The following is a 23,815-nucleotide window of genomic DNA, read 5'->3' as shown; positions in this document are numbered from 1 at the left end:
GTGACGAACGAAAGCACTCCGGTGTGGACTCGCCATCCTATTATGCCCCTCGGCTAGACCGTTAAAGCTTCAGAAGTCCGCGCATCCGATCGGTCAACTTTCGCGTCAGGTCGGTTCGGCCTTCGCCGTTGTTCAAATATTGGATGTACCTGAGGTGCCTTAGGTCGAAAGGGATATCGTCGGGGTTTTGCGTGATGAGGATCACGTCCCTTCCAAGCGTATGGGCGATGCCGGCCTCATAGAAGACGTTGGGGTTTCGGGTCGTGCAATCGACCACCACGATGCGAGCATAGTCGATGAGCTGAACGATATCCTGGATGATCGCATGGTTCTCCCACACGTTATCGGCGCGGGAGCATTCCATGCCGACCGCGTGCGCGGATTCCACGATGGACTGATAAACAGCGTCGAACCCTGCCGCGAAGGGCATCATCGCTGAGACGAGTCTCTGGTCGGTGTATTCCTGCTCGGGAATTTCGAAGACCTGGGGACGCTGACGGACCGGAGCCCGCATGGTGTGGAAGAGGACTTTGTACAGGTCCACCTCTTTCAAGGCCCAGTGGTTTCGGGAAAACTCGAAATCCACGTTCATGTCAAACAGCTTGCGGTTCGCGTATATGAAGCTGTTGCGAAGGACGGGGGCCTCTTTATCGATCTGGTATTCGATGGCCACTTCGTTGCCGGTTATACGGCAGCGGTTGATGCGACCGACGTAGACGGGCTCCTCCTTCGTTCCCTCGTCCATAAAGAGGCAAGGGTGCTGGATGAGCCAATCGAAGTTCGGTGTCGTGCCGTTCATGTAGCTCGATGCCAGATGCTTTTCGGTGTACTCGAACATCCGTTCGAGCGGCATGGACTCCTTGGTGTTGTTCCAATCCGTCGAGCGCATCAGCAAGTTGAACATGAACATCCTCTACGAGGCGTGGCCCTATCCGGAGTCGTCGGTTGAACGCGAAGCAATGTGCCCGGATCCTTCACTTATGAACGAGATCAAGGCCACTGGGTAGCCTACCGCCGAAGAACTTACATACACGGCGGCAGCGGCCGAGCTGCCGTGTCAGCCGTGCGGTTCCCAGGTCGCCACTCTCAACAGAAACCCTCGTCAGAAGCTCGCGATGTGAAGATCCGGTGCTAGCGCGACCGCGACGTCCTGTGTGATTGATGTCCGCTTTCAGACGGTGAGAGAACCGTCCACAACGGCAGCGATGCGGCGCGAAGCCTTGTTCGGTCAGCACCTCAGGAAGATTGCCTATTGGTAACCGCATTGCAGTAGTTGGAAGAAGCACGACATCGATTCACTCGAAAATGGGGGGCGGGGATCGGCCCGCAAGAGTTTAACAATGCCATACAGACGCGAATTCTCATTGCCGCCAGTCGTTGCCGAGCTGGTTGCCGCACGAAACAGGCTGCGGGAACATTACAAGGTCGCTGGCCTCAAATTCACGCTCGACGGCAATCTGGTTGGCGACATCGGTGAGGCGGTGGCAGCCGAACTTTTCGGCATCAAGCTGATCGAAGCGAACGGCACCGGTATCGACGGCCACGCTGCCGACAGGCGTTCCGTGCAGGTGAAAGCAACGGGAACCGGAAGAGGCCCGGTGTTCCGGTGCGTCGATACCCGAGCCGACCACCTGCTGTTTTTCGATATCGACTTCGACAGCCTCAGAGGCGAGATTATATTCAATGGCCCTGAGCACATCGCGCTGGTGAAGATGCCGGAAGCGTGGGTCGGGCAACGGCCCGTTTCGAAGGTGCAGATCAGGGCAGCGGATGCCCTTGTGCCGATCGAGGATCGACTGAGGCGGATAGACGTCTAGCCGGAAGTGGTTGGCCGGGCGCCAGCATAATTTCCCTCGCCCCGCAGCAATGTGCAGGTCTGCATCGGCCCTGTAAACCTAGCCAGCAATGACCCGGGCAACGTACCCCGCCATCCCGCGGCGTCTGATCTCCGCCTTATCGCAATGATCGCAACAGGCGCGGAAACGTCGAGACTTCGTCCGAGTGCCGAATGCCCAATCCAGAATCCAGACCGAAAAGCTTGGACGTCGAGTGGTCTTCGGCCCCTGAAAATATTCCGAGATTGCGGTGCGCATGCAGGACCGGGTCTTCATCAGCTCACTGACCTGATCAATCTGATGATAGCGTTGCTCCAGCATATGCTCCCGGTCGAGCGCGGAGATCTGTGCTGCCTCCACTGTTTTCTCGGCCATGAAACGTAGCCTTGAGATATCGCGGCCGACGCTCGAACCATTGTGGAACATGACCGCCACGGAAGGCTTTCCATCCCTCCCGGCGCGACCGAATTCCTGTAGCTGGTCTTCAACCGAGGCCGGCTGCTGCCAATGGATCACGAGGCGGACATTCGGCACATCGAGGCCCATGCCAAAGGCGTTAGTGCAGATGATCTGGTCGACGGGCGGCCTGCTTTGCCCAAGGAAGCGCTTGACGAGTTCCTGTCGTTCCCAAGCGTTTCCCAGTCTGGAGTGATAGAGCGGCACTTCAAGCCCGAGATTGCGTAGCTCCGCTTGCAACTCCTCTCCAACCTTCGTCGAGGGCACGAACACCATCGCCTTCTGTCCTTGGAGCTGCGGTATCCGCAGGAGAGATGCGATTTCCCCGGCTCGCTGATCGGCTGCGCGTCGCCATCGGAGTAGCGCGATATTCGGTCTGTCGACATCGCGCACAAAGATCTCGGCGTCTTCGATACCGAGCGATTTGAGGATGCGTTGCTGCATCTCTCGCCCAGCGGTCGCGGTGAACGCCAAGACGGGTGGCGCACCTAGCTTTTCGCGGACCTCCTTGAGGCGCCCGTATTCCCGCCGAAAGTCCCTACCCCATTGATCGACACAATGGGCCTCGTCCACGACGATGAACGATGGCCGCGTCTGCTTCAGGGAAGCACGTTCGTCCTCGCTCCTGACAAAGAAGCGCTCGGGAGCCAGATAGAGCAATTTGATCGCGCCCCGTCCCAGCAGCGAAAACCGGGTTTGCTTTTCGTCGACGCTCAGGTCGCTATTGATAAAGGTGGCCGGGATCTTCTTGGCCAACAGATCAGACACCTGTTCCGACATCAGAGTTTTCAGAGGACTAACAACCATGGTCAGACCGCAGCGAAGCACAGCAGGTAGTTGGAAGCAAAGGGTCTTGCCCGATCCAGTGGGACTGACGACCAGGACCGATTTTCCAGAGAGAGCTGCCAGCACAATCGGCAACTGGCCTTGCCGGAAGCGATCCATCTCGAACAGACGGAGGACCGGGCCGAAATTGCCGACGCCTTCTGAAACCTGGCCTTCAGTATCCAACCAACGGGCAAGCCTGACCGCCCATCGCTCAATAACGCGTCTCGCAAGACCACCCGCCAGGTTTGGGTGATGGACTGCATGGCAGCCATCACAGAGGGTAACCAGATTCGCGAGTTCGTCCGTTCCACCCATCGATCTGGGTAACAGGTGATGGACATCCGCTTGGGCCGACTTCACCGGGGTCGAGCACGAGACACAACGGTAGTTGTCACGCTTGAGAACCTGAAGGCGTATCTCCTGCCATGAATCGGCGGCAATAGGTTGATCCATTTCTACTCTTGTCCAAGTCCCCGAAACAACAGGAGTAGCAGAACAGGTTTATGAAAGTTTTATGAAAGGCTGACCATTGCTGCATTGATCAGGGGGGGAAGTTTGCTACAGAGTGCTTTGGGCAAAGGGGCTTGGGCTATGTGGCGGATTCTGTTCTGCGCTTTCGCGTTGCTGGTAACGGTGACCTCGGCAGAGGCAGCCGAGATCGAATTTCTCGATATTCCAGGTAATGTCGGGTTCATCAGCATCAAAGGCGAAATCGCCGGCGGCGATGGCGACCGCTTCTACGATCTGATCCAGGGTCATGATCGGATTTCGGTTATCCTTCAGAGCCCAGGCGGCCTTGTTAAGGAGTCTCTGCAGATCGGGGCGGAAATCCGGCTCCACAACTATGCGACTATGGTTTTACCGGATAGCGAGTGTTTTTCCGCCTGCGGCCTGATCTGGGTTGCGGGTGCCCGGCGATATATGTCGGCTTCTTCAAAGATCGGCTTCCATGCCGCCTACCGGGAGGAGAACGGCGAGTACAAGGAATCCGGAGTGGCCAATGCCGAGATCGGATCTTACCTGACGCACCTCGGTCTGCGCATCGAAGCGATCCGATTCTTCACGATTGCTGGGCCGAACGATTTCCTACTCCTGACGCCGGATCGAGCGCGGGCACTCGGAATCGACATCTTCGAACAAGACGGTTTGAAGGTTACCACACCAAGGGATGCACCGACGGTTGACATCTACGCGGATCGATTTGTGTCTTACGGCATGCTCCGCTCACGTTGCGAAGGATTCTTCCTATTCGACAAAGGAATCGTCGAGCGGGAGAACATGGAAGCGATCAAGACGGGTCAGCAGGTCGCGGGGAACGACATCTGGATCGATGTCTGGACGCCGATGCTCGAAGAAGCAAAGACGGAGCTGAACACCAAGGGAGCGCTCACGGTCTGTTTGGAGACGGAGGCTCATCTGCGAGACCAGGGTTTGCCGACAGGCATCGAAGGCCCGAGTTTCGATTGCCGGAAGGCGGTTACGCTAACGGAAAAAGTCCTATGCCGAGATGCCGGATTATGGGCGAAAGACCGAGCGATGAACGCGATCTATCTCTTCATGCGGAGCTACGACAACGCGAAGGTTCGCAAGGCACTGCTGGCAAACCAGCGCGATTGGATCAAGCAACGGAATTCCTGTGGCGGCAATTTGCTCTGCCTGAACCAATCCTATGACGACCGCTTCCAGCTGATGAAAGCCGTCGATGTCGGCCAGCCCGCAAACGGTGGCTAATCGGGCATCACTGCCTGCAGAACGAAAACCGCTCGACCTTGTAGGTCTCCTCGGAGACTTTCGTCAGGTTTCCCGATCCGATGTCGTAGTAGCTGCGGATGCACGTGTCGTAGTCGCCAACGGTCGTGTCCATCCAGTCCGCCTGCAGCAGGGTGCTGTCGATCCCGTATTTCATCTGGAGCTGGTAGTTCTCCTCACCGCCGAGCGGGAAATCGACCACCCTACCGTCCCTGGCGTCGATCAGAAACGCGAAGATGCAGGATGTGCCGCAGCCGATTTCGATCAGGGTGAAATGACCGCCGAAATTTGGCCCGGCCTTCATCTCGTTCCGGATGCGCGTCCTATAGTGAGCGCCGGAACCCGTGAATTTCGGCAATACGGATTTGCCCTTCAGATAAGTTTTCGTGGGATAGTCCGCGAAATGCGGTTCAGCCGATGCCGATGTCGCCGCAAGAAAGGTGGCGGCCAGCACCGCCGAAATCAGTCTCTTCATATTGCCCAAGTCCCGTTGATGGGACGGCAATGCCTCCGGCGGTCCGTCGTGTCAACAATGCCGCCCTACGAAGCAAAGCGAATGGCGGCGGGCCTGAGATCAATGTCTGCTCATCCGCTGCCACAACCTCTATGGTCGCTTAGGATGGCGGCTTCGGGAGGCGGCAAAATTGACCTCAACGTCCGACATGCTGCGCGAGGTGGCCCTCGCCCTGCGGAGCTCGAAAGTCGCATGCGGGTCACTTCGTTCCCTTGACCTCCCATCGGGGATGGTCCGCAAGGGGATCGACTCCCGTCGATTGGAAGCCCGCCACCTCCCTACTCAACGCTCCCGATCGTCGTCCAAAGAGCGTTGCGTGTCGCGGTTTTGACGTTCGACACGATCCGCCTGCTGCTCGGCCTTCTTTCCCGCTGTGGAGCCCGGTGCGGCCTGTTTGTCGGGCTGCCGTGGGTTCTGCTCGTTTGCGCGATCCTGCGTCTTGGCCTGGTGCTCTTTTTCGCCAAGAGAGCGGCCTTCGTCTCGCACCGTGTCCGTGACCCCGGTACCGCCAGTAACCGCCTGCACGCGCACATCATTCAGCCGTTCGTTCAACAGGCCGTTCATTTCCCCTCGTATGCCCGCGAGCTCCTGCTTGTCCTCCGGCTTCGACAAGGAGCTGTCGATCCGGTCGAAGGCCTTGTTCACATCCGCGATCCTCCGGCGAAGTTCGAGCGGCGACAATTCCATGCTCATGATCTCCTGTATACGGTTGGTCAGATCAATTAGAGTAACAACTTTTTCGACCGACGGCGATAGCGATCTCCCCTCCCCGCCTGACGCCGGCGCCGCGCGAAGTTCGGACCTCTGAACGGCCGCGACTTCGGCGATCGTGGCCGAAAACGCTGCTGCGCCGGCGTCCGCCTGCAACCCTGGCATAGCCTCGCGCACCATGGTGGCGGTCAGCTGCCAGCCGCGCGAGATCCGTGCCCCATAGGCGGCGATCGTCTTTGCCTCAAAAACGGCCTGGCGCTTCGCTTCGACGCGTTGCGCGATCGTCGGCGAAACAGAGTAACGTGTGTCCCGCTTCGATCGTTCGTACACACCGACCTGGCGCATGTTGAACGGCCGCGAAGCGGCAACGTCCATGCGGCTGGTCGCCACCATAGCAATCCCCTCCTGGCGGGCTTTTTCGGCGTAGGCCGCACGCCACTCGTAAAGGTCGGCCTTGCTGAAATGCAGCTGCCGGCCGCTTTCCGAGCGCGCAAGGATCATCGCGTGCACGTGGACGTGCCCGGTCTCCGGATGATGCGCGATCGCCCATTTGTGGTCAGGGACCTTTTCGGCAAGCACGTTCTCGGCCACGCGCAGCAACGCACGCGCGTCTGTGCCGGTCTTGGCCGAAAAGACGACGTGATAAACGTTGCGTGGCTCCACCGTCTTGAAATCCGTCTTCCACGACGCGTAGAGGGCTTGCGCGGCCTTGTCGGCGCGCTGGCCAGCGGACAGCTCGTCGCCGTCGGACTTGACCACGCCGGCATTGGCGCGAATGAATTTCTGCAGAAAGTATTGCCCGCCTCTCTCGGTCGAAACGGCCGCTTTGATCTCGGCCTTGCCGACAACACCGGCGCCCTTCAGCCGGGCAGCAATCCCGTCATCGGCCCATTGCAGAACACCTCCCCTGCCGTTTTCGTGGTCGAGCTTCTGCAATGCCTTTGCAAGTGCTGCCGCTTTCATGTCGGTGTAGGCATAGACCTTCACGGTGGTGCCTGCGCGCGCATAGACGAAGGGCCTGCTGCCGAACGCGGCATTCAACGCATCGTGCAGTTCCTCCCGCGATGGATCACTGGCGAGCTCGACGTCGACCTCGATAAAATTCGTGTTTTTGAACGGCTCGCGAAAGTCTTCCTGCCACTCCTCCAGAAGCGCCCGTCGCTGCTCGCGCGTTTCGACACTGAGCCCCGAGCTCGTGAAAACCTCGATATCGTGTTTCTTGCCGTCCTCATCGGGCCTGGTGCCGAGATATTCGAGCAAGGCGCCGGCAGCACCGTTCGTCGCGGCAGTCGAAACGACCTTGAACACCGCTGGCTGCGCGCCGGCCGCGATTCCCGCGCGCGCCGCGATTGCCTGCGCATGGCTTGGTCCGCGCGTGGCCTTTGCAACAGCGGTCGAAACCGGGTGGCCACCACCGCCACCACTGCCACCACCACCACCCCCTCCTCGTCGCCGTCTTTCATCCTCGTCATTGGCGACCGCCATTGCGGCGACTTTGGTGAAAACGGCGATCGGGTCATTTTGCCCGGTAAACGGCCGCAGAGCGGCAGTGATGGTTGCAGAGTCCATCGCGCCGGCAACTGCCGCCGCTGTGAGCGGCCCTGCGCTTGCGCTTGGCGTTGAATTTCCGGTAGCAGCGAATTTCACGGCCGCCGGCGCGGCCGGTTTCGCTTGCGCTGCAGCGGCTGGCCGCTGCGTGGATGAAATTTTTGCGCTGCCCTTCCCTATTCCCGCTGCACGCCCGGACGATCGCGTCGCCAGAGCATTGTCGGTGCCCAGTGTCGCTACCGGTGAGCTCCAGGCTGCCACAGTAGTGGCATAGGCCCGTCGCCGGATCTCCTCTGCCGACGACAGCTCGTCCGTTATCCCTGCCTCGACGGCCGGCGCGTTACCGCCAAGCATCTCATCGATGCTGAGCGCCAGCTCGGTGAAATACCCGCTCATGGATCCCGGCTCCGTCGTGCCCGGGCCGGCCGCGCCATTTCAGCAAGCCGCTTGTTCATCGGCTGCATCATTCCGAGAAGTGCTGCGAGGCTCTTGGCGAGCGCTGGTTCGTAGCCAACGCGGCCGGCATTCATGGCACGAACGGCCTGATTGAGATTGCCGCCGATCTTGCGCAACTGTTCTTGCAGCCCTTCGATCGCGGGTCGATCGACAGCGGCCACCGGCAGAAACAGCCCCGTTTCAGCACGCAGAAGACGGCGGACGACCTCGGATTCCGGCACGCCTTCGCGCTCGCTGACGGCGGCGAGCGCCGCCTTTTCGTCGGCACTAACGCGGAACCTGACAACTTCTCCGTAGCTGGCGGCTTGACGCGGCACGGTCTTGTTTGTCCCCCATGTTTTCCGACCTAAGCCCGCAACGCGGGCGCGCAAAAGGGATTTGTTCCACAAATCTCGCTATCCTGCCAAAGACGAGATACCTTAAACATGGGGGAAAAACAAGATCATGACATTGCCACCGTCAGAGCAATTCATTCTTTATCCAGTGCGCCGCTGCGCGCGCATTCTTTATAATTGAATGATGCTGTAGCTCTATAGCAGTATTACTCTATGCCGTTGTAGCGGAACAGCAACACGCCATCACAATGGCACAGCGTTACGACGGCACAACGCTGCAATTCATGGCGGCGTAACGTCATGCCGCCAAGGCTTCGCAGCGGCATAAATTAAAGTATCAAATTGCTTGAAAGTCGCAGCGCCGCAACGTTATAAATCAGAACGCTATAGCGCTTTCAGCGAAGGACGGAGCCTGATGATCATCACCGTTGCCGTGGCAAAAGGCGGCGTCGGAAAATCCACGCTCGTGCGTGCCTTGGCGAGTGTCGCCGCGCACCAAGGCCACCAAGTTTTTGTCATCGACGCCGACGAGCGCAGGAATATCGACCGCTGGTCGATGCTGCTCAATCGCTTCGGCAACAAGCCCGAAAATCTGGAGATCGTGGCGGTCACGACGCCCACCGACATCCTCGCGCTCGCCCAGGAACAGGATAGAAAGGGCAAGCTGGTCATCATCGACACCGAAGGCAAGACCAACGATGAGCTGACCGCTGCGCTTTTTGCTGCCGACATCGCCGTGGTGCCGGTGCATCTTGCGATGGACGATATTACCGCCGCTCATCAGCTTGTGAACGGCCACATTCCCCTGGTCGCCGAGAACCGCGGCTTTGCCCTGCCGGTGATGTATGTGTTCACGAACAACACCTTTATCGACAAGCGGGCAAGGGCGCTTGCCGACTTGCGGGAGATCATACAGCAAAACGGCACACGAATTGCCGGAGATGAAATGCCCTACCGCATTGCTTACAAGGACATGCAGACCGGCGCGACGCTCTACGCGGGCGGCCGAGTGGACCCGAAGGCGATAGTCGAATCCGAGGCGATATTTGCCGAGATTGTCCAGTATGTGATTGAGGCAAACCGGTCGGCCGCAGCGGAGTGACGTGATGGACAACAACGCCAAAAAGGACGCCCTGCTGAGCGTGATGCAGCCGGCTTCGCCTGCGCTTCCCAAGCTGAGCCGCCCGAAACTGGAACTGAGCGGCACCGATATCCGCAAGGTTAAGGAAGCGGGCGAAAAACGTGATCCTGTCGCTGGAAAATCGCTCCGGGAGGACAAGAAGGAGCCGACGACCATCTATGTCGCCGCCAAGGACAAGCGGCGCCTGCGCTTGCTCGCTGCTTCGGAAGGCAGGCGGGTCAACGACTACTATGTTGAAGCAGTCAACGATTTTCTCGAGAAGCACGCCGACCGCCTGCCGAAACTGTGACCGCGTTTCGCGCTGTCAAGGCAACCGATTCGCGGCGCACTGATCTGCGGCGCAGGTCCGCGCGACCTTGACAGTGCTCAAGCACGGTCACCGGGGCTTGGGAGCATCGACGGGCCATTCTGCCCGTCGATGTGGGCCGCACCTACAGCGCCAAAACCATATCTTCGCGCTTGACGCGTCGTTCGCCAACCCCAGGAGATCAGCGCAGGGCTGGTCGACCTTGGAGATTTCGGAAGCTGCTGGTGTACATCCGCCTCTTGTCAGAGCATGGAAGATCCTGAAATTGGTATCCGCGGCTATTTCCAGTGGATTGCCGACGAAATCCCACGATCCGTGAGTTCCATTGGCATGTTGTGATTGCCATAGGTAGGCGAGGATGATGCAGCAGAGGATATGCAGATCATGACGACAACAACCGAAATCGCCGACAAGATTGCCGCGGAGCAGAGCCTGAGCAAGGCGCAGGTCAAGGCTATCGTGGAAAGCGTGTTTAAGGAGATCTCGGACGCCGCCCGATCGGGGGCGGAAACCAGCATACCGGGCTTCGGCAAGTTCAAGGTCAAGGACACGCCGGCGCGTGAGGGACGCAACCCGTCGACCGGCGCCACGATCAAAATCGCCGCCTCGAGAAAGCTCACCTTCGCGCCGGCGAAGGCGGTGAAGGATACGTTGAACGGCTGACCGCTCTGGCGGCTCGTTTTCGGTGGGCCGAGATCGTCGAGAAATCGAAGGCCCGGTTCGCGAACTGCACCGAGTGGCGGAAAGCCGATGTTGTCAACCTCGGTGCCTCGGGGCGTGTGCCGGTCCCACGACCCTTCACGGGAATGAATCGATCCGGGTCCACCGATTCAAAGCTGTCATTGGACGGCGGACTCTGCCTGCGCGATCCTGTTGGCATGGTTGCGCAACGCTATCGCCTCTATATCGAACGCATGGACGTGAGTCGGAACATGGCCCGGTTCTACGCCATGTCTATCAATGAGACACTGTTCGGTCAGACATGCCTGATCCGCCGTTGGGGACGGATCGGGACGCGCGGACGGATGGTTCAGCACTCCTTCGACGAGGAGAGGGAAGCCGTCAGGTTGTTCCTGGAGCTGTTGCGCAGCAAGAGAAAGCGTGGCTATCGTCCGAGGCCGGCATCTCGACATGCAATAGCGGCCCCGTCTGGCGACGGGGCCGCTATTGGTGTCCGATCAGTCGCGGTTGGGCCGGGACCAGATGAGCTGGAGCCCTTCCTCGCCTTCCACCTCGATCAGGGTGGCGTAGATCGGAGCGGGGAAGCTCGGGTCGTCCAGCTTGACCGAGAGGTAGTCGCGCTCGGTTTCCCTGGAGACCTTCTGCCAAGCCGCACCCAGCTCGACATTGCCTGAGAAGATGCGGAAGTGCGGGCCCTTGTCGGAGGGGCTCTCGATGCGGACCAGCTTGGCCTTGACGTTGAGGTTGAGCGTCTTGATCGTGCCCGCAAAACCGTTGCCCGAGGAAGTGAAGGTGCCGATGGTAGCCATGATGTCGTCTCCGTGAGTTTCTCGGGCCGCGACCATCGCGACCTCGATGGCGGTCGACAGACCGGAGGCGATCGGCCCGCACCCCGCAGGGGACGCAACGCAGTGGAGGGCAGCCAGGGCGAGGCTTTCTTGTTCCGCGCGGAATGGCGGCGCAGCCGTCAGGGGAAGAAAGTCGCGACCGGCTGTTGCGGGTTTGAGAACGAGGCGTAGCGAAGCGAAGACGGCCTTCGGTCAGACAAGCCACATCGAGGACGCAGGTGGTGCGCCCTTTCATGAAATCGCCGGCCAGACGACAGGCGAACCCTATCGGCATGATCAGCGCAACCGGAGCCACGGTGAGGCGTCATCAAACACGTCCTCCCCGTCAGGCGCCATCGCATAACGACAGACCGTCCAACCGGAAGGGACGCACCGCCGCCTCCTATCCGGTCAAAGGACGACCGGCCGGCTGGCGAAAGTCCGGGTCCGGCGTCTGCCCTTCAAGATGGATGGCCGCTACACGGTCATGGAAATACCCGTCTCGGGCTGGACGTCGGCACGGGCCGGCTGATCCGACTCGGCCCGCTGGGCTACTGCCCGAAACTGACCGGTGCCATGGCGGGTCTTCAGCCTGGCTGCAGGGCGCCGGTGTGCTTGAAGCCACCGACGTGTGCCAGGCGGGACATTACAGACCGCACATGCCCTCGCATTCATTCGGCCAGAGGTCGAGCTGGCCGTGGTCGGCCGCTGTAGACAAATCGGCTTCATCGAGGGGAACGCCGGAGCGATGCAGGAAGACCTCGCCGCGTATGCCACGCAGGCCGGTTCGGATCGCCCGATCCACCTCCACGGCATCGTCCCACGCCGCCCGGTCGTTGTTCCGCATGGATCGCCACATGGCGTCACTGTGGAAGGGGCAGCCGATGCACGCGCTCTTCGGCGGTTTCGGATAGCCATGGCTTTTCAGCCAATCGAGACAGTCCTTCCGGGTCATGCGGCTCTCGATGAGGGGAAAGCGGTTGAGTTGCCACGCTGCCCGGCTCGGCTTCATGCGCACCACCTCGTCCATCGAGATGCCCAGCCACTGGTGAACGACGGGGTATGTCGGGGAGCGTTTGCGCGTGAGACCAGCCAGTTCCCGCACCTTGCGGCTGATCGGTTCGATCTTGCTGGTGGTTGTGCATTGTCGCCGTATCATGCCGATCGAGATATTACCGCGGCGGTCGACGGTGCGGGTGAAAGCCGGGATCGACGCCCATCTCTTGCCATTGCCAGCGTCAATCAGGCTCTCCCGAAGATTGCGGGCCGACACGATATGCACCGGGAATGGCAGGACGTTCGGCGACATCAGCCAGCGCAGATGCTCGTAGACTGCGGCTGGCTCCCAGCCGGTATCGGCGAAGATTGCACAATCCAATGAGCCGAAATGCCCATGGGCGGCCATCAGCGCGAGCGTGGTGGACTGGACCCCTGCCCCGAGGCTGAGCACACGAAGGCGGATGGGGGATGGCTCCGCGCCACCCCCGGCAACGATCGGAGAATGCAACATCATGCAGCCTCCGCGATCTGTGTCGCATTCGGCTCGAGATCATGCAGATAGTTGACCGCACGCTGGGCATGGGCCGCCGCGGCAAAGATGAAGCGCTTCTCGTTCCTGAGAATTTCGAGCCAGCTTGCCAGGTAGCTGGCATGATCCGGCCGCGGCTCGAGCTCTGGCACGATGCCGAGGTCAGCTGCTAAAAAGCAGCCGCCGAGGTCGGCCACGAGCTCTTCGTGGGCCCGGAACTCGCGATCCTTGTGATAACGGGAGAGGTTGCGATCGAGGCGCTTTTCCGACCCGACCCAATGGGTAATTTCGTGTCCGAGGGTTGCATAGTAGCCGGGCCCGTCGCGGAAACTCTCGAACGGCGGCATTTGCACAACGTCGAGAGCCGGATCAAAATACGCCTTGTCGCCACCGTGGCGGATGACGGCCCCGGTATTTGCGAAGAAGGCATCCGCATGTTCGATCCGCTCCACCGGATCGGACACCGGCGCGGGATTGCCGTAATACTGCGCCGGCAAGCCGTCGATCTGGTCGGCACAAAACACCGTATAGGCCTTGAGGAACGGGATCCCGCGCTCGACCTCTTCGCCATGGGCATCGGTTTCGGTGCGTACGATGCGGCTGGCATAGACAACCATCGAGCCGGTCTCGCCTTTGCGGACATGACCGCCGAGCTCGACGCTCTGCTTGAACGTCATCCAGGTTGGGGAAACAAAACCCCTCGAAACCGCCTCCGACCAGAGAAGCAGGGTATTGATCCCCTGATACGGCAATCCATTGTGGCGCAGCGGGCGCGTAATACGCCCCGTGGTGTTCGCCGCGCTCCACGGCTTCACCCACGGACGCACGCCCTTTTCCAGCTCCGCGACGATACGGTCGGTGATCTTCACGTAGATATCGACGCGGGGTTTGTTGCTTTTCCTGTCCATTTTCCGGACCTCCATTCGAGGCCGCGCCAATCGCGGCCGTCACGAGGTCCGACAGCGCAGGACCGCAGGCCCGCGAACCCGCAGAAGAGCAATCGGAAGGAAGGGACACGTCGCTTGAGGGCCACAACGTTAGTGGAGGACGGCGAAGCCGTTTCGCGGAACGAGGACCGGAGCAGGACCAACATTCGTGACGACCGCGGTTGGCACGGCCGCATCAGGTGGTCTGCCTGCTTGTTCTCATTTATTGCTTTTTGGCCCAGGGTGCCTGCTAGCGAATCGGGTGCCAGGCGCAGCAATGTTGATCAGGCTGGATACCGCGTGAGAGCTTTTGAACGACCGCTATTCATTGCATTTTCGTGCGCTTCTTTCTTTATCGTTGGTGTCGGAATCGTTCTGCCTGCCTGGATAGCTTTCCATGGTGGCGGCTCTCGGCTGGTGGGACTGGTGTTGCTTTCATCCAGTGTGGCAGGTCTGTTGCTTGCGCCGGTCGCGGGTCATCTGGTCGATCGGCACGATCGGCGGACCGTGACGGTGGCAGGGCAGATGATCAGGGCCTTAGGGCTGTTCCTTCTCGCTCCCACCGGAATTGTCGCAGAATCTCTGTCGCCAGTGCTTCTCATCGTTTCCGGCGTATTGGGAGCCTTCGGGTTCGCGCTTTTGGCGGGATCGTTGAGTGGTATTTTGCAGGCGATTGTCCCAGAAGCCCAGCGCATGGGATTCGCCCTTCGGCTCTCCCTCTTTAACCAGACTGGCATAGCGATCGGAACAGGTGCTGCCGGACTTGCCATCGACAGGCTCGGCAGTCCCATGTCTGCCCTATTGTTCGCACTGGTGGCGCTGGCCTGTCTTCCCATGCTGAAGATGATCACGTCGCATGGCGGCAATGTTCAATCGTCGCAGCGGCTCAGCCTCATTCCCGCTTCGAGGCAGGCGCTGAGCTATTTGCTCAACAACCCCCAAAGTCTCTCTGCGGCGGTAACTGTCGGCCTGGCCTTTGCCGTGATCCAGATCACCAATCTGCTCCTTCCAGGTTTTGTGACCCGATCGCTCAGCGGAGACAGCGGACTGTTCGGCCTGCTCGAAATGACAGCCGCTGTCGCTGGGATGCTCGCGTTGGCGGTTGTCGGCATTGCATCAATTGCCGAACGCCTCCGAAATCTTACGCCGACAATCCTGATTGCCGCGGGCGCCTCCCTGATTCTGTTCTCCCTGGCTACACGTCCGGCAGTCGCCGTTGTTCTTTATTGCGTGGCCGGCATGCTCTGGAACGTGGCCCGAGCGGCAGCCAATGGCCATCTTCTGACGGTTGTGGACACCACGATGATCGGCCGCGTGCAAGCCTTCACGACCCTGCTTACGAGTGGGTTTGGCCTTGCCATATATCTGCTGCCGACAATGGTGCCCGGAGCCTCCGAGGCGACCCTCTACATGGTGTGCGGCTTCGCCATTGCGGTCTGCGTTGGCGGCTTGTCCGTCTGGAGCAAAGCTCAAGAGCCGCGATGATCCTGGGACTTGCTACGTCACATGAGTTTGTCGCATAACCCGTCGCAGGCTTCGGGAATTTCGCGGCAAAAGCCCTCGGTTGGAAAAATGATCAATCCTGTAATTATCGTGCCGTATGATCCCGCATGGCCCGATGTTTTTGCTCAGATCAGAGATGAGATTGCGCCAGCTCTAGGGGCAACTGCGCTTGAGATTGAGCATATCGGAAGCACTTCGGTCGCCGGTTTAGCCGCAAAGCCGATAATCGACATGGACGTGGTGATTCCAACCGAAGCCGACCTTTCTCTTGCTATCAGTAAGCTGTCGAAAATTGGATATACGTATGAGGGTGAGAGGGGAATTGATGGGCGTCACGCCTTTACTCAGCCGAGCAGGTTGCCGGCGCATCACCTCTACGTATGTGCAGCGGCCAATCCAGAACTCGGGCGGCATATAGCTTTTCGCGACTACTTGCGCGCCAATCCCGACGTGACGAAAACATATGGGCTTCTCAAGAAGCGCCTTGCCGACAGGTTCGGCTCTGATCGGGAAGGCTACAGCAACGCCAAAACGGCGTTCATCGCTGAAGCGCTGTCAAAGCGATCGCGGAACTTCTGACTTCCCGGTCTGGACTACGGGTGGTGCGCTTCGCTGGCGGCAGATCGCGAATCTCGATGCACACGCACTTCCAGAAATTCCAGCATGATCGGCTCAACTTACCGAACTTGTCGGGCCTTGCCAGACCGAGGGCTGCCTCCAGCACGGCAACCGGACGGCAATCCGCTTCTGCGCGTCGGCGAGCGCATCGCAAACCCGCTGGTGCTTCGGGCTCGTCGGACAGGAGCGCGATGATGGCGCCAGCATCGACCAAGAAGGCCGGGCGGAGCCGAAGCTCCGCCCGGTGGCAGCTAGCCCAGAGCCGCCATCTGCACATCGGCCGCCTGCCGGCTGACGCCCTGGCCGGGGTTCTCGACCTGTCGCTCGTAGGGCCTCCAGCTCTCGCCGACGATGTGCTCGTAGGCGGTGACGGCGCCCTCGGCCGCCATGCGCAACGCGTGAGCTTGAAGGCCCATGTCGGCGGCGAACTCGCGCTTGCGCTGTGCATTGCTGTCGAAACCCACCGGGCCATCGAGGTCCTCATCGCGGGTATCGTTGGCGAGCCTGGCTGTGGCGTCCTTGGCCTCGGTGACGGCCTTCGAGTAGAACTGGCCTGCTCCATAAGCGGAGCCGACAAAGGAGCCGACGATCCTCTGCACGTGGATCTGCATCGCCTTGTCGGAAAGTCCCTCGGAGAGTGTGTCGGCGCCATCGATCAGGCTGCGCTCGTGGAATTCGCGGATGCCGTCGCTGTCGAGGACGGGAAGGCCGAAGCTTTCGGAGATGAGCGTGGCCTGATGGCCGTCGGGGCAGCAGAGCCGAACCATTTCGAGTGTCGTGCCCTTGCGAAGCTGGACGACGCGGGCCTTGGTCCTGGTGGAGCGGGTTGAACTGGACATTGAGCTTTCCTTTCTAGCGATGCCCTTCAGGTGTTCCGGCCCTTGCCGGTCTTCCCTGCGGGTGCGGTCGAAAGGAACCGGCGGAAGCTGGACGCTTCAGGGTCCGGGACCTGCCAGGCGAGCGGGGTCGGCTTGCGGAAAAGCGGGGGCCAGTCCTTCACTGGTCCCTGCGCAGGACGCGGGCCGGCCTTGCCGAGATCGGCGGGTTCCGGCCGCTCCGCGGCGCGATAGCGGCCTTGAAGCGGACAGCCGCCGGTTCAGACCGCAGCAAACCCGCCGGAAAGAGCGGCCAGGGATGAATTCGGACATCGGCATGCGGGAGGAAATGCACTGTTCAATTCCCGCCGCCACACGATCCGCCTGCCCGCTAGCTGCGCGAGGGACGGCGTTGAACATCGGCTCCTGCCGGTCTCGGAGATGTGCGCCGGTCCGCGCGATGCGGATCAGATCTTCGGCCTGCTCCCACGTCGGACTGACAACGCACTGGTTTCAATCCCGCCGCAATGACAGATCAGAACGACGACTACGTCTATGACGACGCGACAGGGGAATGGCGACCAGCGTCGGGATGGCCGCTATTGCAGCTACTGCCGGAAGCATCGAAGTGCGCGATGCGCCGGCAAGGTGCTGGCCGACCGCGACTCCGTCGCCCTCGTCAAGGACCTCAAGGTCAAAAGCGCGGGGCAGAGCCTGAAGCAGGGCACGGTGATCAAGTGGATCCGGCTCACCGACAATCCCGACGAAATCGACTGCCGGCATGACGCGATCAAGGGGCTGGTGTTGCGAACCGAATTCGTACGCAGGCGCCGAGCAGGCCGCAGTATCAGGCGCGCAGCAGATCCGGCGGCAGTCTGGCACGCAGCACCTCGATTGCAGCGTCCTGCCTTGCCAGTTTGCGAGATAGCGCATCGATCTCGTGCTGCCTTTCCTGTGTGATCGCGGCAAGGTTCGATCGATACCGTTCCAGAAAGGTCCTGGCATCGGCAGGTTTAAGGCGTCGGTGGCCGGTACGCTGGGGCTTGAGCTGCGGAATAATCGCCGTCATCCGCCTTATGATCTGCCGGTCGATCATATCGAGCTGGCGCTGTGTCTGGCGCCGTGCCTCCTCCATGCGAAAGAGCTGCGCGCGGCGATCGGGGACAGACATTATGTGTCGCTCCCCTGCCAATCCATGAAGCTCGATGGCCCGCCATAGACACGATGGCGCGTAACATCGATGACGAATCCAAAGCGGCCGACATGGTATTCGTCGATCGGAACGAGAAAGCGACGTTCCTCCGTGCCCGGTCCACGCTTGCCGCCAGGGGTCGCGATAACCTCGGTGGAACCCGCCTGATGCTCGCAACGGATCGCCGAGACCACGACCCAGTCATCGGTATGCTTCTCGAAAAATGCCCGCTCGTCCTTTTTCGCAGATTGGCCGGGTTCGAGCACCCTCCCGTGGATCGCCTCCCAGGCGTCCGGATACCAGTCGCGGATCGTCTTTTCCGCACACGCCATCTCGAAGTCGGTGAAGAGCTGCGGGAAGGCTTGGGCGACGGCCGCCCAATGGCAGTCCTCTTCATACCAGCCGCCATCGGCACGGAGCATGTCATGGACTTTGCGATTTCGTTCCGCCGACAGATGGAACCCGCCATGGCCTGCCGTTGAGTGAGCCACGACGCCCTCGGCATAGACGGTCGCTCCCTGCGACGTTCCCCATGGCGTGTGGGCGCGGGAATGGATTTGGCGACGGCCGAGCGCTGCGCGCTGCTGCTGGTGGAGGGCGTTCTCCTCGACATGCGCGCGAAACGCCGCCGCGTCGGCAAGCTCGCCGGCATGGCCGCAGAAATCGCTGCGCGTCCATTCGGCCATGGGCCGGCGGATACGCCAGCCCGTGACAAGATGATACCGGCCGTTCCGGGCCGGAACCATGGCGAACGCCGTTTCACCGACAAGCGCAACGGGATAGTTGTCGGCGCTGCGGCCAAAACAAACCCCCGGAAAACCGGGGGCCTCGTCGTCTCGTATCTGGGGACTGGCCGCGCTCATGCCGCCGCCCTCCCCTCGACGGTATCCGCGGCCACGGCTTCGGCCGTGATATCTTGCAGAACGGCTCGCGGATAGCCGTGCCGCGTCAGCCATTCCTCGGCATCCGCACGATGGCTGGCGAGATAGACAAGTTCGGCGTCTTCGCCGTCGCGGTCGAGCACCAGGACCGAGCCGATAGCGGGCCGCTCCTTGACCGCGAAGTTGAGATCGCTGTTCACCGAAAAGCTTTGGTGAACGCGCAGGACGATGGTGCCCTGACTGCCATAGTCACCCTTGTGCAGGGTAATGGACGCCGGCAGCGTGGTGTTGCCGACGCGGGTTTCAGCCTGCTTGCGGATCAGCCGGCCGCCGCTGTTGCGGTTCTCCCAGGCGGCGAGCTTCTTGCGATGCCGTTCGGGCGGGCGTGGTGCTCCATCGCGATAAGTTACGATCGAACCGAGTGGAACGAGGTCATAGATCAATTGAGCCGACATGATGGATCTCCGGTGTTTGGGGTGAATACGAAACCGCCGCCGGTGAGGTCACCGGCGGCGGTAATGCGATCGGAAGGACGAAGGCGCGCGCTGCTACTCGGCGGCCTCGCGGAAGCCTTCAGCGTCATCGTCGCCGACATAGTCGTGCGGCGGCTCGACGATCGCATCGCCGTCGAGCTCGTCCTGGTGCGCCGGCGTGCCGTCGTCCTCAGGCTGTTGCCTGGCCTCGTTCATCTTCAGCCAGGCGGTCAGCTTTTCCGGGGTGGGCGCAAACAGCGCCGACGGGTGGAGGAAGCGGCCTTCCTTGAAATGCTCGACCAGGGCCGCACGGGTGTCCTTGACCTTCTGACGGGGCAGGACGGATGTATCCGCGCAGGCCGCTTCCAATGCCTGCCGCGACAGGCATGACAGGAAGTCCTCCGTTCCCATGTTGGCTAAGAAGTTGTCGGCGGCGATGACGTCGCCGGCGACACGGGCGACAACGCCGCTGTCGGAGCGATTCTCCCTGCAGGACAGAACGTCGATCAGCAAGGACCGCACGGCGGTGCGCAGAGTGTCCATGTCGAACGCGAGCCTGCCCTCCTGGTCTAACAGGCGCGCGGCATGTTCGCCGAGGCCTGCGGCCCCGTAACAGGAGATGTCGCGGGCACCAGATGCCACTGTGACATTCTGGCCGGCGAAGGCGAGAACGAGCAGCGCCATCAGCGTGTCGTCCTCGATCGGTGCGCGCGACAGCGCCTCGTGCAGCGCGTCGGTACGCAGGTCGCCGATCATCTCTACGCCTTTGCGCGTCACGTCCGGACGCGGCTTTGCCGCAACGACGATATCATGGCCATCGGCCTCAACATCAGCGCCATCCCTGCCCTTGGGCTTTTTGGCCGCCGGCATGCGGTACGCGACCGACTGCACCTTGCCGTCGCGGTCGAGATACATGGCGGTGTGATCGGACTTCGACCGCTTACCGTACACACGCTCGGCCTTGGGCGGCAGCTTCGGCTCGCCCCACTGACCGGCTTCCACGATCACGCCGCGCTTGGGCAGAGTGTTTGCCATCCACTCCTGCTGCGCGCCAAGGAAGGCCTCGACATCCGTCGTATAGCGGCTGTCCTCGTCGGCCGGAGCGAACAGGTCCTCGCCCCAGGCAATGCCGTAGGCCTGAGCGAGATCGTCACCGAAGCTGGCGTCCCGCGCGTACATGCGGCGCTTCGTCAGGCCCTGCGCCACGCTCCACCACGACACCTGGGGATCGGTCTTGGACGGCTTGTGCTTCTTCCAGACCTCCGTCTGCTCATCAAGCGAAGCCGACGCGATGGTGCGCAACTGTTGCTCGTTGGGCATGTCGCCCTTGGCCATCTGGTCCAACATGGCCGGCAGAACGTTGGCGAGCAGGCGCAGCTTCCTGATCTGGCGGACGGGAAGCGCTAAAGCGAGGGCGATCGCTTCCTCGGTCCAGCCGAGCGCGACCAGCCGCTCAATCGCGCGCCATTGGTCGACGGGATTGAGCTGCTCATGCGCCAGCGTCTCGGCCAGCGACCGCATTGCACCACCATCCTCGGCGCGCTCGATCACCAGCACGGCGATCTCTTCCAAACCCGCGGCAATCGCCTGCCTCACACGACGATGTCCGGCATCAATGACATAGCCGTTGCCGCCATCCGCTTCCGGCGCCACGACAGGTGGCTGCACGATGCCGACGGCGCGAATGGTAGCCAGCAGCAGCGCGTCGGCCTGCGGGCTGGATTTCGAGCGTCGCGCCTGGTCCGGGTTATCCTTCAGCGCACGCGGATCGACAAACTTCAGTTCCATGGAGATGCTCCTTCAAGGGGGTTGCGGACACCGCCGTTCGCGGGTCCTTCCTCGTCTTCTTCCCGAAGACGTCCCCCGGGCCGCGGAGCGGACGGGCCGGTGCAACTGCGGCCGAGCATCCCTGCCGGGCAGATCAAGCGGGGCTCTTGAGCCCTGCGCAGAGCGATCGGCCGGGATCGCGAGCGGCGCGGTTGAGCGCCAGCGTCAGCGGCCCGCCCGATCTGCGAGCGGGCTTTATTCTTCGTCCGTTTTTCCTTTCCTCCTCCCCGCGACGTGGATCTAGAGCACGTCCAGTTTAATCGGGATCACAATCCTGCAGCCGGCAAGCTGCGCCATGAAGTTCTAATCGAAGCCCGATGGCCACTATCGTTCCGATCATGACCACCTAATCGAGGCTCTCCTGGCGTACGACCGACCGGTGATCTGCGGCTTCGAAGGCACGCGCGATTGTCACCCCATCGCATTGGCGCCTGGCTGATGCTGGTTTTTCGAGGTGCGGCTGGTGTAGTCGCTTGGGGGCTCGCCCGAACTCGGGGGGCCTGCACAACAGTTCGGACAAGAATGATCCTGGCAGCATTCTAGTGTTCAACGACCGAAAACTTCAGCCAAGTAGTCGATGAACACTCGTATCTTCTGCGGTGTATGGCGCCGTTGCGCATAAAAGGCGTAAATTGATTGCTCCACGGGTTCGTAGTTTGGCAGCAGCTGCACCAGACGGTTTTCTGCAAGGTCGTCTGCGACCATAAAATCCGGGAGCAATGAATAGCCGTATCCGGTCAGGCAAGCGTTTTTGACCGCACGTGCGGAGTTCATTGTAAAGTGTTGCGGAACTTCGAAATCGACGATTTCGCCTAAATACCTAAACTGGTGTGTTCGCCCCCATTCTCCGCTGACTTGCGTGACCGATGGATAGCTTCTGATTTCGTCGACTGATTTGGGCACCCCAAACCTTCGACAAAATCCAGGAGAGGCGACAAATACTATTCTTTGCGTATATATCTTCTGCGCGATCATAGATGAATTGCTTAATGGACCGACTCGAATTGCAACATCGTAATGCTCTTCGATAAGATCAACCAAGCGGTTGCCGAGATCGAGTGAGATGTCTAGCTGGGGAAACCTTCGCAAGAACTCAGGCAAGGCAGCTGCCAGGCATTCGTTGCCGAAAGCCATGACGCATGACACGCGCAACTGCCCGCGCGGAGTTTCGTGGCGCTCGCGAACCACGCTCCGGATAGTATCGAGCTCCTCAAGCATGCCAGAGCTTTTTTGCACGAACTCCATTCCTGCATCAGTTAGGTTGAGTTGACGGGTGGTCCGGTTGAAGAGACGCACCCCCAAATCGGCCTCCAACTCAGCCATGATTCGACTGACTGACGGCGCGGAAAGTCTCAACTCGCGGCTCGCTGCGGTAAAACTCCCATGGCGCGCAACCTCGATTGCGATGCGCATCGCCGTCACCATATCCACCCAGACACTCTTTCAAAATCTAAAACAATGTTTCTCCTAAATGCCTATTATCACGGCATGCAAACTGATGCATCAAGAAGCAAGTCGTTTGGTCATCAGGGTTTGAGGGACAGAACCCGACCCAGACATGGGAGCACCTGTGCTCGTAAGGAGACCGCCATGGCCAAGAATCCTAGTTGGGTACTACGGAGTTATCCGTCGGGAATGCCGACGGTCGGCAACTGGATGCTGGAAGATCGCCCGATTCCGGAACCCGCAGAGGGAGAACTGCTACTCAAGACCTTGTGGCTCTCGGTGGATCCGTACATGCGCGGCAGGATCAGTCCGGCGAAAAATTACGCCGCTGGCTTTGGTTTGGGGGATCTGATGTCGGGAGGCGGAATCGGGGAAGTGATCTCATCTGAATCTCCCGATTTCAAGCCGGGCGACATTGTCATGAGTGACTATTTTGGATGGCAGCCTTTTACGACCATTCCTGCGTCTTCAGCCAAGATTGTGACCGCGAGCGACGCCCCAGTGCAAGCCTCGCTCAGCTACCTAGGGATGCCGGGCCTGACGGCGTATTTTTCGCTTCTCAAGACCGGCAAGCCGAAAGAAGGCGAGACAGTCTTGATCTCGGCGGCCTCGGGTGCTGTGGGGCAGATTGCGGGGCAAATCGCGCGCATAAAGGGACTTGATCCGGTTGCTATTGTGGGCACGGACGCAAAACTCAAATGGTGCAAAGAGCTTGGGTATCGCCAAGGCATCAACCACCGAACGTCGATCGACCTGGTGGCCGATGTCGCCGCTGCCTGCCCGAACGGAGTGGACGTGTTTATCGATAATACTGCGGGACCGATCCATGATGCGGCGATGTTAAATCTCAATACGTTCGGTCGAGTTGTGATCGTCGGGACGATTGCTTTGGCTGATCGATTTGATCAGCCAGATATCGGTTTGCGACATCTCAGGAAAACTCTGATCACTCGTGCGCGGATCGAAGGTTTCTTGCTTGATGACCATGAACACGAATTTGAGACGGCAAAGGCCGACCTGTTATCCTGGTATAAACAGGGACTTCTTGAGACAAAAGAAGACGTCGCTGAAGGGATCGAAGCGGTACCTTATGCCTTTGTGCGCATGTTGAATGGGGAGAACTTTGGCAAGCAGTTAATAAAGCTGTGAAACCAAATGGTCTTTTGTCATTGATTGCGGCCGGGCAGCGTGAGCTCTTTATCCTCCTGAGTGGCCGGT

23 protein-coding genes and 2 pseudogenes are annotated in these 23,815 nt (G+C 60.3%); 11 read left to right on the top strand and 14 right to left on the bottom strand.

Features of this window, described 5'->3' with window-relative positions; genetic code table 11:
* Positions 1 to 61: 61 nt before the first annotated feature.
* A complete protein-coding gene (locus tag AC0L3O_RS26670) occupies positions 62 to 904 on the bottom strand; it encodes a hypothetical protein (protein ID WP_473617046.1) in 843 nt (280 codons plus the stop codon).
* Positions 905 to 1,340: 436 nt separating this feature from the next.
* On the opposite strand from AC0L3O_RS26670, the gene AC0L3O_RS26665 reads away from it, so the two are divergent.
* On the top strand, positions 1,341 to 1,817 hold the full coding sequence (locus AC0L3O_RS26665; protein ID WP_473617045.1) for a DUF6998 domain-containing protein: 477 nt from the start codon (positions 1,341 to 1,343) through the stop codon (positions 1,815 to 1,817).
* Positions 1,818 to 1,895: 78 nt separating this feature from the next.
* Here the strand turns inward: AC0L3O_RS26665 and AC0L3O_RS26660 are convergent, their stop codons facing one another.
* A complete protein-coding gene (locus AC0L3O_RS26660) occupies positions 1,896 to 3,572 on the bottom strand; it encodes a RecQ family ATP-dependent DNA helicase (RefSeq protein ID WP_473617044.1) in 1,677 nt (558 codons plus the stop codon).
* 138 nt (positions 3,573 to 3,710) lie between these two features.
* Here AC0L3O_RS26660 and AC0L3O_RS26655 point away from each other — a divergent pair, with 138 nt between their 5' ends.
* A complete protein-coding gene (locus AC0L3O_RS26655; RefSeq protein ID WP_473617043.1) occupies positions 3,711 to 4,850 on the top strand; it encodes a hypothetical protein in 1,140 nt (379 codons plus the stop codon).
* Positions 4,851 to 4,857: 7 nt separating this feature from the next.
* Here the strand turns inward: AC0L3O_RS26655 and AC0L3O_RS26650 are convergent, their stop codons facing one another.
* Positions 4,858 to 5,343 (bottom strand): hypothetical protein, encoded by a 486-nt coding sequence (locus AC0L3O_RS26650; RefSeq protein ID WP_473617042.1) that lies wholly within the window; start codon positions 5,341 to 5,343, stop codon positions 4,858 to 4,860.
* Between the two features lie 321 nt (positions 5,344 to 5,664).
* Positions 5,665 to 6,852, bottom strand: a complete 1,188-nt coding sequence (locus AC0L3O_RS26645) for a relaxase/mobilization nuclease domain-containing protein (protein ID WP_473617040.1) — start codon at positions 6,850 to 6,852, stop codon at positions 5,665 to 5,667.
* On the opposite strand from AC0L3O_RS26645, the gene AC0L3O_RS26640 reads away from it, so the two are divergent.
* Complete coding sequence (locus tag AC0L3O_RS26640) at positions 6,793 to 7,716, top strand: hypothetical protein (RefSeq protein WP_473617039.1); 924 nt, start codon at positions 6,793 to 6,795, stop codon at positions 7,714 to 7,716. The two genes, AC0L3O_RS26645 and AC0L3O_RS26640, sit on opposite strands and share 60 nt — an antisense overlap.
* Before the next feature lie 317 nt (positions 7,717 to 8,033).
* On the opposite strand, the gene AC0L3O_RS26635 is transcribed toward AC0L3O_RS26640, so the two are convergent.
* Positions 8,034 to 8,414: a hypothetical protein gene (locus tag AC0L3O_RS26635; protein WP_473617037.1), complete on the bottom strand. Its 381-nt coding sequence runs from the start codon at positions 8,412 to 8,414 to the stop codon at positions 8,034 to 8,036.
* A gap of 433 nt (positions 8,415 to 8,847) precedes the next feature.
* Here AC0L3O_RS26635 and AC0L3O_RS26630 point away from each other — a divergent pair, with 433 nt between their 5' ends.
* The 4 genes and pseudogenes from AC0L3O_RS26630 to AC0L3O_RS26615 all read left to right on the top strand — a co-directional run.
* Entirely contained in the window at positions 8,848 to 9,534 is a 687-nt protein-coding gene (locus tag AC0L3O_RS26630; RefSeq protein ID WP_123150432.1) for a ParA family protein, read from the top strand.
* 4 nt (positions 9,535 to 9,538) lie between these two features.
* The gene (locus tag AC0L3O_RS26625; RefSeq protein ID WP_473617036.1) at positions 9,539 to 9,862 is read left to right on the top strand and encodes a hypothetical protein; all 324 of its coding nucleotides are present in this window, start codon (positions 9,539 to 9,541) and stop codon (positions 9,860 to 9,862) included.
* Positions 9,863 to 10,264: 402 nt separating this feature from the next.
* On the top strand, positions 10,265 to 10,543 hold the full coding sequence (locus tag AC0L3O_RS26620) for an HU family DNA-binding protein (RefSeq protein WP_473617035.1): 279 nt from the start codon (positions 10,265 to 10,267) through the stop codon (positions 10,541 to 10,543).
* Between the two features lie 143 nt (positions 10,544 to 10,686).
* A pseudogene (locus tag AC0L3O_RS26615) lies at positions 10,687 to 10,989 on the top strand (WGR domain-containing protein); the annotation flags it as partial.
* A 69-nt stretch (positions 10,990 to 11,058) separates the two neighbouring features.
* Here AC0L3O_RS26615 and AC0L3O_RS26610 read toward each other — a convergent pair.
* From AC0L3O_RS26610 to AC0L3O_RS26600, 3 genes are all read right to left on the bottom strand, one after another.
* The gene (locus AC0L3O_RS26610) at positions 11,059 to 11,370 is read right to left on the bottom strand and encodes a DUF736 domain-containing protein (protein WP_095482589.1); all 312 of its coding nucleotides are present in this window, start codon (positions 11,368 to 11,370) and stop codon (positions 11,059 to 11,061) included.
* 664 nt (positions 11,371 to 12,034) lie between these two features.
* A complete protein-coding gene (locus tag AC0L3O_RS26605; protein ID WP_473617100.1) occupies positions 12,035 to 12,898 on the bottom strand; it encodes a hypothetical protein in 864 nt (287 codons plus the stop codon).
* Positions 12,898 to 13,824, bottom strand: coding sequence for an ArdC family protein (locus tag AC0L3O_RS26600; RefSeq protein WP_473617033.1), 927 nt, complete (start codon positions 13,822 to 13,824; stop codon positions 12,898 to 12,900). Before AC0L3O_RS26600 ends, AC0L3O_RS26605 begins: the two co-directional genes overlap by 1 nt.
* Before the next feature lie 318 nt (positions 13,825 to 14,142).
* On the opposite strand from AC0L3O_RS26600, the gene AC0L3O_RS26595 reads away from it, so the two are divergent.
* The gene (locus AC0L3O_RS26595) at positions 14,143 to 15,327 is read left to right on the top strand and encodes an MFS transporter (RefSeq protein ID WP_473617032.1); all 1,185 of its coding nucleotides are present in this window, start codon (positions 14,143 to 14,145) and stop codon (positions 15,325 to 15,327) included.
* Between the two features lie 21 nt (positions 15,328 to 15,348).
* Entirely contained in the window at positions 15,349 to 15,924 is a 576-nt protein-coding gene (locus AC0L3O_RS26590) for a GrpB family protein (RefSeq protein ID WP_473617030.1), read from the top strand.
* Between the two features lie 290 nt (positions 15,925 to 16,214).
* Here the strand turns inward: AC0L3O_RS26590 and AC0L3O_RS26585 are convergent, their stop codons facing one another.
* Positions 16,215 to 16,802 carry a hypothetical protein gene (locus AC0L3O_RS26585; RefSeq protein ID WP_473617029.1) on the bottom strand — a complete coding sequence of 196 codons (588 nt, stop codon included), beginning with the start codon at positions 16,800 to 16,802 and terminating at the stop codon, positions 16,215 to 16,217.
* A gap of 503 nt (positions 16,803 to 17,305) precedes the next feature.
* On the opposite strand from AC0L3O_RS26585, the pseudogene AC0L3O_RS26580 reads away from it, so the two are divergent.
* Positions 17,306 to 17,609: pseudogene (locus tag AC0L3O_RS26580) on the top strand (alkylphosphonate utilization protein); the annotation flags it as partial.
* Between the two features lie 16 nt (positions 17,610 to 17,625).
* Here the strand turns inward: AC0L3O_RS26580 and AC0L3O_RS26575 are convergent.
* The 5 genes from AC0L3O_RS26575 to AC0L3O_RS26555 form a co-directional block, all read right to left on the bottom strand.
* Positions 17,626 to 17,949, bottom strand: coding sequence for a hypothetical protein (locus tag AC0L3O_RS26575; protein WP_473617028.1), 324 nt, complete (start codon positions 17,947 to 17,949; stop codon positions 17,626 to 17,628).
* Positions 17,949 to 18,833 carry a DUF7007 domain-containing protein gene (locus tag AC0L3O_RS26570; RefSeq protein ID WP_473617027.1) on the bottom strand — a complete coding sequence of 295 codons (885 nt, stop codon included), beginning with the start codon at positions 18,831 to 18,833 and terminating at the stop codon, positions 17,949 to 17,951. The genes AC0L3O_RS26575 and AC0L3O_RS26570 overlap by 1 nt, the downstream gene beginning before the upstream one ends.
* Positions 18,830 to 19,306, bottom strand: a complete 477-nt coding sequence (locus AC0L3O_RS26565) for a hypothetical protein (protein ID WP_473617026.1) — start codon at positions 19,304 to 19,306, stop codon at positions 18,830 to 18,832. Before AC0L3O_RS26565 ends, AC0L3O_RS26570 begins: the two co-directional genes overlap by 4 nt.
* Before the next feature lie 93 nt (positions 19,307 to 19,399).
* On the bottom strand, positions 19,400 to 21,112 hold the full coding sequence (locus AC0L3O_RS26560) for a ParB N-terminal domain-containing protein (protein WP_473617024.1): 1,713 nt from the start codon (positions 21,110 to 21,112) through the stop codon (positions 19,400 to 19,402).
* A 585-nt stretch (positions 21,113 to 21,697) separates the two neighbouring features.
* Positions 21,698 to 22,564: a LysR family transcriptional regulator gene (locus AC0L3O_RS26555; protein ID WP_473617023.1), complete on the bottom strand. Its 867-nt coding sequence runs from the start codon at positions 22,562 to 22,564 to the stop codon at positions 21,698 to 21,700.
* 177 nt (positions 22,565 to 22,741) lie between these two features.
* Here AC0L3O_RS26555 and AC0L3O_RS26550 point away from each other — a divergent pair, with 177 nt between their 5' ends.
* Positions 22,742 to 23,746 carry an NADP-dependent oxidoreductase gene (locus AC0L3O_RS26550; RefSeq protein WP_473617022.1) on the top strand — a complete coding sequence of 335 codons (1,005 nt, stop codon included), beginning with the start codon at positions 22,742 to 22,744 and terminating at the stop codon, positions 23,744 to 23,746.
* The last annotated feature ends 69 nt before the right edge of the window (positions 23,747 to 23,815 follow it).

The sequence above is a fragment of the Mesorhizobium sp. WSM4810 genome (genome assembly GCF_055811235.1).
The sequence above is the reverse complement of the archived record's forward strand: the minus strand, read 5'-3'. Positions and strand labels throughout refer to the sequence as shown.